The sequence below is a fragment of the Aeromonas sp. LsrichE-8G genome, assembly GCF_022869435.1.
Classification (GTDB): Bacteria; Pseudomonadota; Gammaproteobacteria; order Enterobacterales; family Aeromonadaceae; genus Aeromonas; species Aeromonas caviae.
Genome location: NZ_JALIHH010000012.1, coordinates 56,436 through 69,686, shown reverse-complemented (window position 1 = coordinate 69,686; position 13,251 = coordinate 56,436). Strand labels below are relative to the sequence as shown.

The following is a 13,251-nucleotide window of genomic DNA, read 5'->3' as shown; positions in this document are numbered from 1 at the left end:
TTTGCGCTTCAGGAACTTGCCATGCTTGAACTCAGACCCAACTGCGAGTGCTGTGACCGGGATCTGCCCGCCGACACGGCGACGGCCTACATCTGCTCCTTCGAGTGCACCTTCTGCGCCGAGTGCAACGATCAGTATCTGCACCTGACCTGCCCCAACTGTGGCGGCGAGCTGGTCAGGCGCCCGCGCCGCCCGGCGGCCAAGCTGGTGAACAACCCCGCCTCCCTCCAGCGCGTCTTCAATCCGGCTCTGAAAGCGGTGCTGGGCAAGGGGGGCTAGGGCCCTCCCTTCATGGGAAGGGCTGGGCTGGCAACTGGCTCGCCCCGGCGGCTCTTGACCTTCTCCCGGCGGCAGCCCCTATCAAGGGGGCTCACACCAAAGGAGCAAAAGATGACGGAGCGATTCGAAGGAGAAGGGGCGAAGGCTTATGACAGCCGCATCCCCCTGCTGGTGCCAGGCTACGAGCTGCTGCACCAGCTTTGTGCCTCCCGGCTGATGGCCGCGCTGGGCCAGGAGGCCCGGGTGCTGCTGGTGGGGGTGGGCACGGGCAGTGAGTTGCTGCTGCTTGGCCGTCTCTGCCCCCGCTGGACCTTTGTGGCCCAGGATATCTCGGCGGACATGCTGGCCCAGGCCAGGGTGCGGGCCGAGCAGGCGGGCATGGGGGAGAGGGTGTGCTGGCACCTGGGCGCATTGCCTGTGGTGGATAAGCCTTGCGATGGTGCACTCTGTCTGCTGGTTCTGCATTTTCTGGCGCAAGATGCCAAAGCTGCGCTATTGGGTGATATTTATCGCCAGCTCAATCCTGGTGCTCCCCTGCTGCTGGCGGATCTGATGGCGCCCACGGACCCGCTCGAGCGCAAGGCGATGGGGTTGCAAGCCGCCCTCGCCGGTCTGCCGCTTCCTGCCTGCGAGCAGATGGTGCGCCGCCTCGGAGAGGATTTCACCTCCCTGGACGAGGGACAGACCCGGCGCCTCTTGCAAGGGGCCGGTTTCGCGGAGGCGCACCGCTTCTTTCAGGCGCTGGGGTTTCACGGCTGGCTGGCGCAGCGGCAGTGAGCCCTGGCCGGGTGGCGCCGGATCAACGAGAGGCCCTCTCCAGCGTCAGCAGTGCCTGCTTGATGGGCAGGCCTCCCGCATAGCCGGTGAGGCTGCCATTCTGGCCGATCACCCGGTGGCAGGGGATGATGATGGAGAGCGGATTGCGACCGTTCGCGGCACCCACCGCCCGCACCGCGTTTGGCTTGCCGATGGTGCGGGCGATGTCGCCGTAGCTGCGGGTCTCCCCGTAGGGGATGTCGCACAGCGCCTGCCACACCGCTTGCTGAAACGCCGTGCCCCTGGGGGCGAGCGGCAGGGTGAAGCGCTGCAACCGGCCCGCGAAGTAGTCCCGAAACTCGGCGAGGAAGGGGGCGAGCGCCTCGCCGTCCTGTAGCCAGTCCTGCATGTCGGGCAGCGGCCGCAGTCCGGCCAGGAAGTCCACATGGACCAGACCGCGTTCGTCGATGGCGACCAGCAGTTCGCCCTGGTCGGTGGGCATCATGTCATAGCGGATCATGGGCTCTTCTCCTCGTCTTGTGTCTGTGTTGGCCGGGTGAGCAGCGCCGGTTGTTCACTCATGGCGTGCCACAGCCAGCTCGCGGCATAGGCGCGCCACGGCTGCCAGGGGGCGCTGCGCGCTGTCACCTCTTTCACCGGCAGCTTGTCACCGCCCCCCAGCGCCTTTTGCAGCACGAGATCCGAGGCGGGGAAGGCATCCGTGTCGAGCCCGCAGCGCAGCCGCCAGTAAGCGACCGTCCAGGGACCTATGCCCGGCAGCGCGAGCAGTTGCTCGTCGCTTGCCGTGGCGAGGGTGAGTGCGCCGCTTGCGAGCGCCGAGGCCAGCCCTTGCAGGGTGCGGATGCGGCTGCCCGGCATGCCGATGCCGTCGAGATCCAGCTCGCACAGCTGGGTCGGGGTGGGCAGCTGTGCGGTGTCGAACTGAGCCTGGGTGCGCGCCACCAGGCGCCCCATGATGGTGATGGCACCCTTGACCGACACCTGCTGGCCGACGATGGCGCGCAGCATCACCTCGTATTCATCCCACCCCCCCGGCAGCCGCACCCCGGGCCAGCGCCCCTGGATGCCGGCGAGCAGCGGATCCTGCCCCAGGTGTTCGCCGATGCGGCTCATGTCGGCGTCGAGATCCCACATGCGGCGCACGCGGTACAGGATGTCCGGCAGCGCACCCGGCGGCAGATCCCGCACCGTGAGTCTGAGCCTCTCCCCCTCGACGGGCTCGATGCGGATGAGCCCCTCCTGCTCACCGACCCGGTGAAGGCGCTCGTAACCGTGCTCATCCACCCGCTCCAGCCCCGGAATGGCGCGCAACCGGTAGAACGCGAGCATGGCCTGGACGTCGAACGGCGGGCGATACAGCAGGTGCAGTTGCAGGCTCGATTGCGGCGTCTCCTGCTCCGCGCCCCCTTCCTGCTTGCGCAGGGCGCCCGGCGTCATGCCATACGCCTGCAGCCAGGCGTCGTTGAAGCGACGAATGCTCGCAAAGCCTGCGGCAAACGCCACGTCCGTGATGGGCAGGCGCGTCTCCGTCAGCAGCCGTTTCGCAAGGAGCAGGCGGCGCGTCTGCTCCACCTGTTTCGGCGAGGCGCCGAGGTGTTGCTCGAACTGGCGCCTCAGGGTGCGCTCCGTGATCCCGGCCTGTGTTGCAAGGGAGCCCAGGCTGTGCTCCGCCAGCTCGCCGCGCTCGATGCGCGCCAGCACCTGGGCGACGAGCGGTGGCAGATCGCCGCTCTGGGCCGGTGCGAGCTCGGGGCGACAGCGCAGGCAGGGGCGCAGCCCGTGCTGCTCCGCCGCCGCCGCGAAGCGAAAATAGCGCACATTGTGCTCATGCGGTGCCCGCGCCGGACACACGGGGCGGCAATAGATGCCGGTGGAGAGCACCCCGGTGAAGAAGCGGCCATCGAAACGCGCGTCTCGCGCGAGGCGTGCGGCGTGGCACTGCTCGCGGGTGAGGCCGGGGATGATCTCGTCCTGGGGTGATGAGACGGGGGACGCTGTGTTCATGGCATGACTCGGCTGAGGGTGTGCATGTCCCAGAGACTAAGCGGGTGCAAGGGGAGTGACTAGCCAAAAACGGACAGGGATAGCAAAAATAGTGCGATCCGAGGAATCCCAGTCCTCCCTTTGTAAGGTTAGGGGGGCAGGACCCCACCCTAACCCTCCCCTTCGTAAGGGGAGGGGACAAACAGCTCCCCTCTGTGAACGGGGGCGGGGTTAGCTCCTCCCCCTTGTGAAGGGGGAGGCAGGGAGGGGGTTCAACCTCGCTTATTTCAGGTAGCGCTGTTCGAGGTGTTTGCGCAGCCACTGGGGATTGAGCGCCTCACCGGTCGCGCGGCGAATGAGCTCGTCCGTGCCGTGCAGGCTGCCCTGGGACCAGATATGGCGACCGAGCCAGCCAAAGATCTCCGGCAGGCGGCCGGACTCTACGAGCGTGCCCATGTCGCCGAGCTCACGCTCGAGTGCAAAGCGCAGCTGCGCCGCGTACATGGCGCCGAGTGTGTAGCTCGGGAAGTAGCCAAACGAGCCGTCCGTCCAGTGGATGTCCTGCATGCAGCCGTTCTGGTAATTGCCCTTCGTGGACAAGCCGAGCCACTTCTGCATCTTCGCGTCCCACAGCTCGGGGATGTCCGCGACCTCGATGCGCCCTTCCATCAGGTCCCGCTCCAGCTCGTAGCGCAGGATGACGTGGGCCGGGTAGGTGACCTCGTCCGCATCGACGCGGATAAAGCCGGGCTCGACCCTGTTGTACAGCTTCTCGAGGTTCGCCGGTGCGAGCGCGGCCTGTTCGCCGAAGTGCGCGCGAATGCGCGGTGCAATCAGTGCGAGGAACGCGGGGTGATGGCCGAGCTGCATCTCGCAGAACAGGCTCTGGCTCTCGTGAATGCCCATGGAACGCGCCTCGGCCACCGGCTGGCCGAGCAGTGCGCGCGGCAGGCCCTGCTCGTAGCGTGCGTGGCCCGTCTCGTGGACGATGCCCATCAGGCTGGAGACGAACTCCTGCTCGTTGTAGCGCGTGGTGATGCGCACGTCCGTCGGCACGCCGCCGCAGAACGGGTGGCTGCTCACGTCGAGCCTGCCGTGCGCGAAATCAAAGCCGAGCAGTCCCATCACCTCCTGACCGAGCGCCTGCTGCGTTGGGATCGGGAACGGGCCTTGCGGGGTGAGGAGGGTCTCGATTTTCTGCCGCTCGCTCACGGTCTGTATGAGGCCGGGCAACCAGCTCGTCAGATCGCCGAAGATCTGATCCAGCCTCGCGCTCGTCATGCCGGGCTCGTACAGCGCCAGCATGGCGTCATAGGGGCGCACCCCGAGCGCGTCGGCGCGCAGGCGAGCCACCTCCCGCGACAGGCGCACCACCTCCTCGAGGTTCGGGGCAAAACCTGCCCAGTCGTTCTCCTTGCGCTGGCGACGCCAGGCGTGCTCGCATTTGCTGCCGGCCAGGGAAAGCGCCTCCACCAGCGCCCCCGGCAGCAGGCTCGCATCCTGCCACTGGCGCTTGATCTCCCGCAGGTTCGCACGCTGGTGCTCGTCCAGCGGTTCACTCTCTGCCTTGGCAATCCACTCCCCAAGCTCGGGGGCGGTGCGCTTGCCGTGGATCAGCACGCCAAGCTCCGCCATCGCCTCGGCGCGGGCCTCGTTGCCCCCCTCCGGCATCATGGCGGCCTGATCCCAGCCGCAGATGGCGGAGAGGTGGGAGAGGCGGTGCAGTTGTTGCTGATGTTGTTCGAGTTTCTGGTATGACATGGGATTGTCCTTGTTATCGTCCCTGATGGTATGCACCCCGTACCTGGCATGATCGGGGCCGCCCGATGCTAGCACTGCCATCCATCCTGGTGCCACCCTCAGGCAGTCAGCCGAGGCGCTTCTGGTGCCGTTCGCGGTTTTCCGCCTTCTTGCGCTCGCTCTTGCGCAGCAATACGTAGAGCGCACCGCTGCCGCCGTGGCGGCGCTCGGCGCTGTGCATGGCCATCACCGAAGGCAACTGTGGCAGCCAGGCGCTGACATGGCTCTTGAGCAGGGCACGCGGGGTGCTGCGCTCCCCCTTGCCGTGCAGGATCAGCAGGCAGCGGATATCCCGCACTTCGCATTCGGCAATGAACTGCACCAGGGCGATACGGGCCTCGTTGAGCGTCTTGTGGTGCAGGTCGAGGGAGCCTTGCAGCTCGTACTTGCCAAGGCGCAGCTTCTTGTAGACCCCCTCCTGCACGCCGTCACGCTTGAAGCCGACGATGGCGTGGGGGTCCAGCATCTCGACTGCTTCCGTGCCAAGGTGATCCAGGGTGAGTTGTTCGGCGGTGGCGGCTTCCCGGCGCGCGAGTTGCGCCTCGGTGGGCTGGCTGTTGCCCGCAACGGGGGCGATATGGTCGCTGCGAAGGGGCCGCACGTCGGCCACTTCCTGAAGGAACAGTGAGAGTTCGTCGTTATGAGACACGGCAGGCTCCCCGCATGAAAATGAGGGAGCCAGTATAGCGGGCCTTGGTGGGCCTTAGAATGGCAACGCTCGCAGGCCCTGGCCCTGCCGGGGAGGGCGGTCTGAGCGAGCCTGGTTATTGCCCCTCTTTGGGCGGCTCTGCGTGCATCACCTTGTAGATGAAATAGACCGCATAGGCGCTGATGAGCAGGAAGGTGCCGAAAATCACCAGCATGGACATCAGCCCCACGCTGTTGCCGAACATCAGGTTCATCCAGAATGCCATCTCGTTCACTCCTGTCACTGGGCGGTGACAGGCATGATAGATACCTCTTCAGGAGGGAGGGGATGATCTCGATCAACTCCCTCTCTGGTTATTTAATCGGCAGCAAATTCTGTGAGCCGACGCGCATCCGGCGCGTCAGGTCGCCGGACTGGACGCTATTTTGCTTTCTCCAGGGTCGGTTCGGTGAGGGGTGTGATGCGCCAGCCCTGCTGCTCCAGCAGGGCGAGCAGCCCGTGCTCGCCGTAAAGATGCAGGGCCCCTACCACGATAAAGCTCTCGTTCGGCAGGCTGGGCCACTTCTTGACCCAGTTGCGGTTGCGCTCTGCCAGCAGGGTCTGTTCCAGCCAGACTTGCAGCTTGGGCGGCGCCATCTCCTCCCTGAGCAGATTGATGAGGGTGTCCTGATCCCCGTTCTGCCAGGCGGTCATCACGGCGTCGAACCCCTGCTGGATGTCGGGCAGCTCGTCCAGGGTGCTCTCCAGCATCAGGGTCTGGTTGTCGCCGACGCTCGCGAGATAGCCGAGTTGCTCCAGCAGGGTCTCCAGCCCGACGATGGGCTTGCCGCCGTCGTTCGCCCGCTTGGCGAAGTGCTGGTCGACACCGTATTCACCGCGATAGCCGGTGCGCTCCAGGGCCGCCTGGGTCAGGGTAATGGCCGCAAACCAGGGACGCAGCGGGGCCAGCATGCTCTCGTTCAGACCATTCTGGCCCGCGGCGATGAGGGTGCGACGGTAGAGGTCGATGGGCAGGTGATCCTTGAGGGTCTTGCCGTCGACGAGCCGGGTGATGGCGCCCATCTCCTGCCACTGCTCCTGGCTGATGTGGGTCATGTCCACCTCCATCACCAGGGCGCGGCTCTGCTGCCAGGCGCGCTCCACCGGGTCCGGCAGGGGATAGAGAGAGGGTTTGCCCGCGTGGATGGACCCCAGCAGCCAGTGCTGTTCGTTGCCCTTGTTGATGCGGTAAAAGGCCGGATCGGCCATGGCATGGAGCGGCAGCAGCAGGCAGAGCAGGAAGGAGAGCAGCGTGGGATGGAATCTCATGAGGCACCTTATGTGAGCGGGATGAGTGCTCTATGATAAGTCCTCATTTGTCACAGCCAAGAGGTTTCCCATGCCCCACCTTCGTTTTCGGGCAGTTTCTGTCGACACCCTGCAGCGGATAAGCGCCCCCCTGATGGCGGATCTCTGCGCCCTGACCGGTGGCAAGCCGGAGTTCGTCACCCTGGAGTGTGTGCCGAGCCAGTGGGTACGAGATGGCCAGCCCGAAGCCGGTTTCCCCTTCGTGGAGCTGGTCTGGTTCGAGCGACCGCAGGAGATGCAGGATGCCGCCGCAGCCCTCATCACCCGCCACCTGAAAGGGGTGCTGGGGGAGCAGACCTATGTGGTGGTGCAGGTGCTGCCCATCGTCAAGAGTCACTACTACAGCAACGGCCAGCACTATTGAGCGGGCATCGTTGCTGAGACCGGTGCATGTCAAGAGGAGGGCCGCCGAGGGCCCCTTTTATCAGGCGGATTTGATCAGCAGCTTGTCAAGCCAGCGACTTGGCAGCAGGCGGCGCAGCACGGTAAACAATTTGGTCGGGAAGGTGACCGGGTAGCGGTGCCTGGGACGCTTGCTCGTGAGCGCATGCACTAACGGCGGGATGCAGGCCTCGCTTGGCAGGGTAAAGCCCCGGGCACCCTCTTCACGCTCCAGCCTGGCCAGCGTCTGGGCATAGGCGTCCTGGTGGCGGCTGGTGGCGGGGTCTATGTGGCGCAGGAAGGCCTCCCGGGCATTGGCGCGAAACCGGGTGTCGATGGGGCCGGGTTCGATCAGGCTGATGTGCACGCCGCTGCCCGCGAGTTCCAGGCGCAGGGTATCGGTATAGCCTTCCAGCGCGAACTTGCTGGCGTTGTAGGCGCCACGATACTTCATGGCCACCAGGCCAAGCACCGAGCTGTTCTGTACGATGCGCCCCTCGCCTGCCGCCAGCATGGGGGGCAATATCTGGCGAATGAGGTGATGCCAGCCAAAGAGGTTGGTCTCGAACTGCTCGCGCAGCGCCTCGGTGGGCAGATCTTCCAGCGCACCGGGTTGGCCGTAGGCGCCGTTGTTGAAGAGGCCGTAGAGGCGCCCTTCTGCCAGGGCCAGCGCCTCTGCCGCCCCTCGCTCTATGCTGGCGCTGTCCGCCAGATCCAGTTGCACCGCCAACAGACCCTGCTGCTGTAGCAGGGCCACATCCTCGGCCTTGCGGGCGGAAGCGATGACGGTGAAGCCCCGGGCGCCGAGCGTTCTTGCGGCGGCGAGGCCGATGCCGCTGGAGCAGCCGGTGACGAGCACGAAGGGATGGGGCATGAGCATGGTCCTGATTGACGGCCGGCAGGTGGCCCGAAGCTGGCATGGTAGCGTGGTGCCACCAAAAACAAAACCGGGCCAGAGGCCCGGTTTTCGGTCACGTCAGATGCCTGATTACATGATGGTGAACGGCATGATGATGTGGAACTTGACGTCATGCTCGGAGCTGAACATGTTCGGGTAGTACCAGCTGCCCTTGTCGTCCTGTTCGTTGTTGTAGTCGGTGTAGTGCAGCTTGAACAGGGTGCCCTTCAGCTTGCCGTCCTGCACTGTGTACATGACGTCGAAGTTGGCTGCCCACTCTTTGCCGCCTTCCAGGGACTTGTCGCCGTTGTTGGCATCCCAGCCGTAGGCACCGGAGACACCCACGCCCCAGCCCGGTGCACCCACCAGATCATCCAGGGAACGAGTCACGCCGAAGAACAGGGCTTTCTCGTCGTTGTGGTTCCAGTCGGAGCGGGAATCCCACCAGATTTCGTTCGCGCCCTGGGAGTTGCCGTAGCCGCGGGTCAGACGGGGCAGGTAGTTGCCCAGATCCCCTTCAGCCTTGGTCCACAGGCCTTCCAGACGGAAGCCATAGGGGCCGGCTGCCCAGCTGGCGGTCAGGGCTTGTTGCCAGGCCAGGCCGTCATAGTCGCTGTTCTCGGTGTCGGAACCGTAGAACTGGTAGCTGGTGTTCAGGCCACCCAGTACGTCGAACTTGTGGGCCAGCTTGAAGTGGTAGCTGTCCATGTAGCCTTCGGACTGACCGAAGCCGGCGGTGACGGCAGTGCCGTTCTCGAAGGTGTAGCGAGCGGCCAGACCGTGGATGTAGTCGATCTTGTTCGCATCGGTGAAGGGATCGCTGGCATAGGGGCTGCTCTTGGAGAAGCCGGTGGTGTTCTTGAACCAGGGAGCCTTGTACTCGTCGGCGATGGCGTAGGTCAGGTAGAGGCCGCCGAAGGTGCCTTCGATCTGGCCACCACGGTAGGTACCGGGTTGATAGGACCAGTTGACGCCGAGGATGCCGGGTACATAGAGCTGGGTGTAACCACCCTTGGCGGTGACGGCGTCACCGAACTTGAATTTCAGGGCGGCGTTGGAGAGGCTGAAGCCGTTCTCGGGAACGCCGTCACCACCTGAACCCCACTTGTCGCCCCAGAAGGAGAACTCGTTCTCTTCGTTGACGCCATTGCTCTCGTCAACGGCCAGGTCGTAGGCACCGAAGCCGCCCACGTCGACGCCGACCACACCCCATGCATAGCCGGAGTTGAAGTTCAGGGCTGCCTGGGTGGTGGCATGGCTCAGGTTGGAGTGGTATTTGCCATCCTGACCCGGACCTGCCTGGACGCGATCACGCTCACGCTGGAAGTAGAACAGGCCACCGGTGAGCTTGCCTTCGTCGATGAAGGCGCTGTAGGACTTGCCGTATTCCGGGCTCATCATGTCTTGAGCGGCGAACGCCATGCCAGGTGCGACCAGTGCCGCGACCACGGCAGCACTCAACGCGGCGCGCTTGAAGATCACTTTTTCCATTTGTTATTGCTCCTGATTTTATGGACTTAGCTTTTTTATCCGGCAGCCGGGTAGGCACCCGCCGCTCGGTATTGGCATTGCAATCAACACCCCGAAGGGCAAAAAAATGGTTCTCTGTCGTGCCCTTGTGCCTGATGCCTTGGCGCATCGGTCGGGGCTATCTGCATCGTTACAGTCGTTATTTTTTGGCTGTCGATCCTTGGCGATCTGACATCACCAAGAGTACGTTCGCGGTGCGAAATATCAATGTAAAGTTCCCGGCAAGTTTCAAAAATATGACCGAGTGCAAATAATCATGATTCTTGGTGTGGGCACTCCCAGGCCACTCATGTCGGCAATGACAGCGCTTTCATGGTGATTTCACCGTTCTCCTGCGCAGATCTTGCCGTCAAGGCAGAACTTTCTTTGTTAACCCGGTGGCAACATATAATTTTGTATCACAAAAAAAGATGGACCCGGCCGGATGCCCACTGTCGTGAGCGTGAGCCGTCGCCCCGACAGACAGGGGGACCAGAGATGTGAAAGGGGTGAGGGAGTCTGTGACTGAATGGATGAGGCAACCCGTCATCGCCCGTGAAGACGTGACGGGAGTATCAGGGGAAGGGTTGCGGCAAGGCCGGGCCGCGGGGAGATTGACAGGGAGCGCGCCCCGGGTCTGGTGCGAACCAGGCCCGGGGGTTATCAGGTCTGGCTCAGGATACGGGGGATCTGCTGGGCCTGGTGGTGGATATGCTCCGAGACCTGTACCGAGAGGCGGCTGCCCTGGCGGGCGTGCTGGCTGATGCGACCGATGAGGGCGGCGAAGCTCGCCAGCCTGTGCTCCTGACTCTTGGCATTGTCGGCGCCTTGCAGGGCGATGACGGCGGTGCTGCGCGCCATCTCCCGCACCGTCAGGGTGGTCTGGCGCAGTTGCTCCGCCTGCTGACGCTGCTCGGCGGCCTCTGCGGTGATGCGGGCCAGCACGGTGGCGAGCTGATCCCCCGCCTGGGTGAGGCTGGCCAGGATCTCGGTGATCTGGCCGAGGGAGCGCTGGGTGTCGGCGGAGAGGTGGCGCACCTCGTCGGCTACCACCGCGAAGCCGCGTCCCTGCTCCCCGGCCCTGGCCGCCTCGATGGCGGCGTTGAGGGCCAGCAGGTTGGTCTGCTGGGAGATATGGCCGATGACGTCGACGATGGCGGTCACGTCCTCCACCGAGCGGGTCAGCTGGGCCAGGGCGCCGCTGCTCTCGTCTATGGCGAGCCCGGTCTGGGCGGTAGCCGTCAGCATGCCCCCGACCAGCCGCTCGCTCTGGCTCATGGAGTGTTCATTGTGCTGGGCGTGCTGGGCGATTTCGGCGGCGACCTGGTGCACCTCGCTGGCGAGCTGGTTGAGCTCCTGCATCATGGTGTCGCTCTCATCCACCGCCTGCTCCGTGGTGCGGGTGCTGTGATGGATCTCCTGCACCTGGTTGACCATCCCTTGCAGACTTTGCGACACCGCCGATAGCTGGCCCTCTTTCTGCTGCTGATCCTGTTGCAGGCGCTGTATCAGGCGGTTGTAGCTCGCGACGATGTCCGCCAGCTCGTTGCGCTCGCGCCCCGGGGTCAGCAGCTGGGCCTGACCCGTGGCGTCGAGCTGCAGGAAGGCGGCCCGCAGCCGCAGCAGGGGGCTGACCAGCCAGCGGCGCTGCACCAGGGCGAACAGCAGGGCGACCACCACCAGGCAGAGCGCCAGCACGCCGAGCACCGTGGCCAGTTCCCGGTTCACCGTCTGACGGGCGGCGGCGAGTTGTTCACCCAATTGCTCCCCCGCTTGCAGCAGCTGGGTGATGTCCTGCTGCACCATCTGACGAGCGGCCTGCTGCTGTTGCAGCGCCTTGCGGCTGTTTTCCAGCTCCTGGGGATAGCGCTTGAGCAGGGAGGTCAGCTCGGCTTTGGGCTGATCCCCGAGCTCCTTGCGTATCGGCTCTCCCAGGGTGAATTCGTCGGCCGGTGCCTCCTCGAAAAGCTCCAGGCTCGGCAGGGCGGCCAGGGAGTCGGCCTGCTTTTGCAGGGCAGCCAGCTCGAATTGCAGCCCTTCGAGACGCTTGGCACTCGCCTGCTCCATGTAGTTCTGGCGCTGGTGGGCGAGGGAGGGGAGGGCGGTCAGGATGTCGGCCGCCCCCTGGCGATACTGCTCGGCAAGGGCCGGATCCCGCCCGGCGGCTGCTCCCTGCTGGCCGTAACGGAGCAAGGCTTTGGCCTGGGTGGTCAACTCGTTCTCGGCATTTTGCAGCAACCACTGGCTGTTGCCGGAGAGCTTGCCCGCCGCCAGATAGTCGCCGTCAATGCGGGTTTTCATCTGCTCAAGCCGGGCGTTTAGCGGCTGGGTCTGGGGATCCTCCAGGCGGGACAACAGCGCCAGCGCCTGCTGGCGTACGCCCTGGGCCTGGGCCAGCAGCAGGGGATCCCCGCTGCCGAGATAGTCGCGAAGCGCCCCCTGCAGCGGACCGCTCAGTTGCTGTTGCAGGCGCTCCTGCAGACGCTGGGCCTGGGCCGAGTGGTTGAATTGTTGCCAGCCCTGATAGAGGGCGGCGGCCTGAACACCGGCCACCAGCAACAAGACGAGGGAGGAGAGGGAGGCAAAATGGGCAATTTTCACTTTTCAGTCCTGCTTGAACCACGCAATGGGCGTGAGCTTAAGCAGGCCTGATGGCGTTTTTATGACAGAGGCTCTGCAACTGGCTGAGTCTTCGGTGTTTTCACCAGCAGGCCCAGCAGGGCGCCGCCCATGATAAGGGCCCCCGCCAGCAGATGGCGCGGGGTGAGCGCCTCGCCGTTGAGCCAGACCAGCAGCAGGGTGCTCAGCAACGGGGTGAGGTAGGCGAGTGCGCCGATGCGGCGCGGATCCCCGTCCCGGAGCGCCAGATACCAGGTGACGAAGGCCGCCCCCATGGGGCCGAGGGCGAGCCCGGCGATGAGCAGCCAGTCACCCTGGGGGATCCGGGCGAATGGCAAGGGGCCTTCCAGCATCCATGCCAGCAGCAGGGCCAGGAGCCCTGCGGGCAGGCAGGCGGCGGCCGTGATCACGGCGGGAGCGGGAGGCAGGCGGCGGGAGAGCACGGAATAGGCGCCCCAGACGATGGCGGCGCCGAGCGCCAGCAGGTAGCCGGGCAAGTGGGCCTGTTGCAGTTGCAGGTGACCATCGACCATCACCAGCACCGACCCCGCGAGACCCAGGGCCCCGGCCAGCAGGTGGTGCAGGCTCAAGGGGTGGCCCGGCAGCAGCAAGGGGGTGAACAGGATGATGCACAGCGGCCACAGGTAGTTGATGAGGTTCGCCTCCAGCACGGGGGCGTGGCGAAAGCTTGTGAACAGCAGCAGGTGATAGAGCAGCAGGGCCGTGATGGTCACCAGCCAGGTGAGGGGGCTGGCGCGCCACTGGCGCCAGAATGGCAGGGTGCCCGCCCCGCAGAACAGCAGCACCAGCCCGACCAGCACCAGCGGCGAGACGCTGGTGATCCGGGAGGTGAGCGCGGCGAGGGAGGCCCACAGCAAGATGGTGAGCAGGGCAAAACCGGTGGACTTGTCCCACCAGGAAGACGCAGGCATCCAACACTCCTTTGCAAGATGAATGAACGAAAAAGAGGGCCAGTCTAGCAGACTGGCCCTCGTCACACAGCGTTGCC

The 13,251-nt window shown here is 64.9% G+C and carries 13 protein-coding genes; 3 read left to right on the top strand and 10 right to left on the bottom strand.

Annotated elements, in window-relative coordinates; all coding sequences use genetic code 11:
• Positions 1-21 precede the first annotated feature (21 nt).
• Both MUW49_RS03720 and MUW49_RS03715 read left to right on the top strand, forming a co-directional pair.
• Entirely contained in the window at positions 22-279 is a 258-nt protein-coding gene (locus MUW49_RS03720; protein WP_069651793.1) for a DUF1272 domain-containing protein, read from the top strand.
• A 111-nt stretch (positions 280-390) separates the two neighbouring features.
• Positions 391-1,056, top strand: a complete 666-nt coding sequence (locus MUW49_RS03715; protein ID WP_161470728.1) for a class I SAM-dependent methyltransferase — start codon at positions 391-393, stop codon at positions 1,054-1,056.
• A 22-nt stretch (positions 1,057-1,078) separates the two neighbouring features.
• Here MUW49_RS03715 and MUW49_RS03710 read toward each other — a convergent pair whose 3' ends face one another.
• The 6 genes from MUW49_RS03710 to MUW49_RS03685 form a co-directional block, all read right to left on the bottom strand.
• Positions 1,079-1,555 carry a methylated-DNA--[protein]-cysteine S-methyltransferase gene (locus tag MUW49_RS03710; protein WP_042017732.1) on the bottom strand — a complete coding sequence of 159 codons (477 nt, stop codon included), beginning with the start codon at positions 1,553-1,555 and terminating at the stop codon, positions 1,079-1,081.
• Positions 1,552-3,060 (bottom strand): DNA-3-methyladenine glycosylase 2, encoded by a 1,509-nt coding sequence (locus MUW49_RS03705; protein ID WP_244812413.1) that lies wholly within the window; start codon positions 3,058-3,060, stop codon positions 1,552-1,554. The genes MUW49_RS03710 and MUW49_RS03705 overlap by 4 nt, the downstream gene beginning before the upstream one ends.
• A gap of 261 nt (positions 3,061-3,321) precedes the next feature.
• Complete coding sequence (locus MUW49_RS03700) at positions 3,322-4,800, bottom strand: carboxypeptidase M32 (protein ID WP_244812412.1); 1,479 nt, start codon at positions 4,798-4,800, stop codon at positions 3,322-3,324.
• Positions 4,801-4,906: 106 nt separating this feature from the next.
• A complete protein-coding gene (smrA, locus tag MUW49_RS03695; protein ID WP_010673286.1) occupies positions 4,907-5,488 on the bottom strand; it encodes a DNA endonuclease SmrA in 582 nt (193 codons plus the stop codon).
• A gap of 115 nt (positions 5,489-5,603) precedes the next feature.
• The gene (locus MUW49_RS03690; RefSeq protein ID WP_244812411.1) at positions 5,604-5,753 is read right to left on the bottom strand and encodes a DUF3149 domain-containing protein; all 150 of its coding nucleotides are present in this window, start codon (positions 5,751-5,753) and stop codon (positions 5,604-5,606) included.
• A 155-nt stretch (positions 5,754-5,908) separates the two neighbouring features.
• Positions 5,909-6,796, bottom strand: coding sequence for a TraB/GumN family protein (locus MUW49_RS03685; RefSeq protein ID WP_244812410.1), 888 nt, complete (start codon positions 6,794-6,796; stop codon positions 5,909-5,911).
• A 70-nt stretch (positions 6,797-6,866) separates the two neighbouring features.
• Here MUW49_RS03685 and MUW49_RS03680 point away from each other — a divergent pair, with 70 nt between their 5' ends.
• Entirely contained in the window at positions 6,867-7,199 is a 333-nt protein-coding gene (locus tag MUW49_RS03680) for a DUF1904 family protein (protein WP_041214640.1), read from the top strand.
• Positions 7,200-7,259: 60 nt separating this feature from the next.
• Here MUW49_RS03680 and MUW49_RS03675 read toward each other — a convergent pair whose 3' ends face one another.
• From MUW49_RS03675 to MUW49_RS03660, 4 genes are all read right to left on the bottom strand, one after another.
• A complete protein-coding gene (locus MUW49_RS03675) occupies positions 7,260-8,090 on the bottom strand; it encodes an SDR family oxidoreductase (protein WP_244812409.1) in 831 nt (276 codons plus the stop codon).
• A gap of 114 nt (positions 8,091-8,204) precedes the next feature.
• Positions 8,205-9,605 (bottom strand): OprD family outer membrane porin, encoded by a 1,401-nt coding sequence (locus tag MUW49_RS03670; RefSeq protein WP_010673291.1) that lies wholly within the window; start codon positions 9,603-9,605, stop codon positions 8,205-8,207.
• A 681-nt stretch (positions 9,606-10,286) separates the two neighbouring features.
• A complete protein-coding gene (locus MUW49_RS03665; RefSeq protein ID WP_244812408.1) occupies positions 10,287-12,224 on the bottom strand; it encodes a methyl-accepting chemotaxis protein in 1,938 nt (645 codons plus the stop codon).
• Positions 12,225-12,283: 59 nt separating this feature from the next.
• Positions 12,284-13,174, bottom strand: coding sequence for a DMT family transporter (locus MUW49_RS03660; RefSeq protein WP_198497910.1), 891 nt, complete (start codon positions 13,172-13,174; stop codon positions 12,284-12,286).
• Positions 13,175-13,251 lie beyond the last annotated feature (77 nt).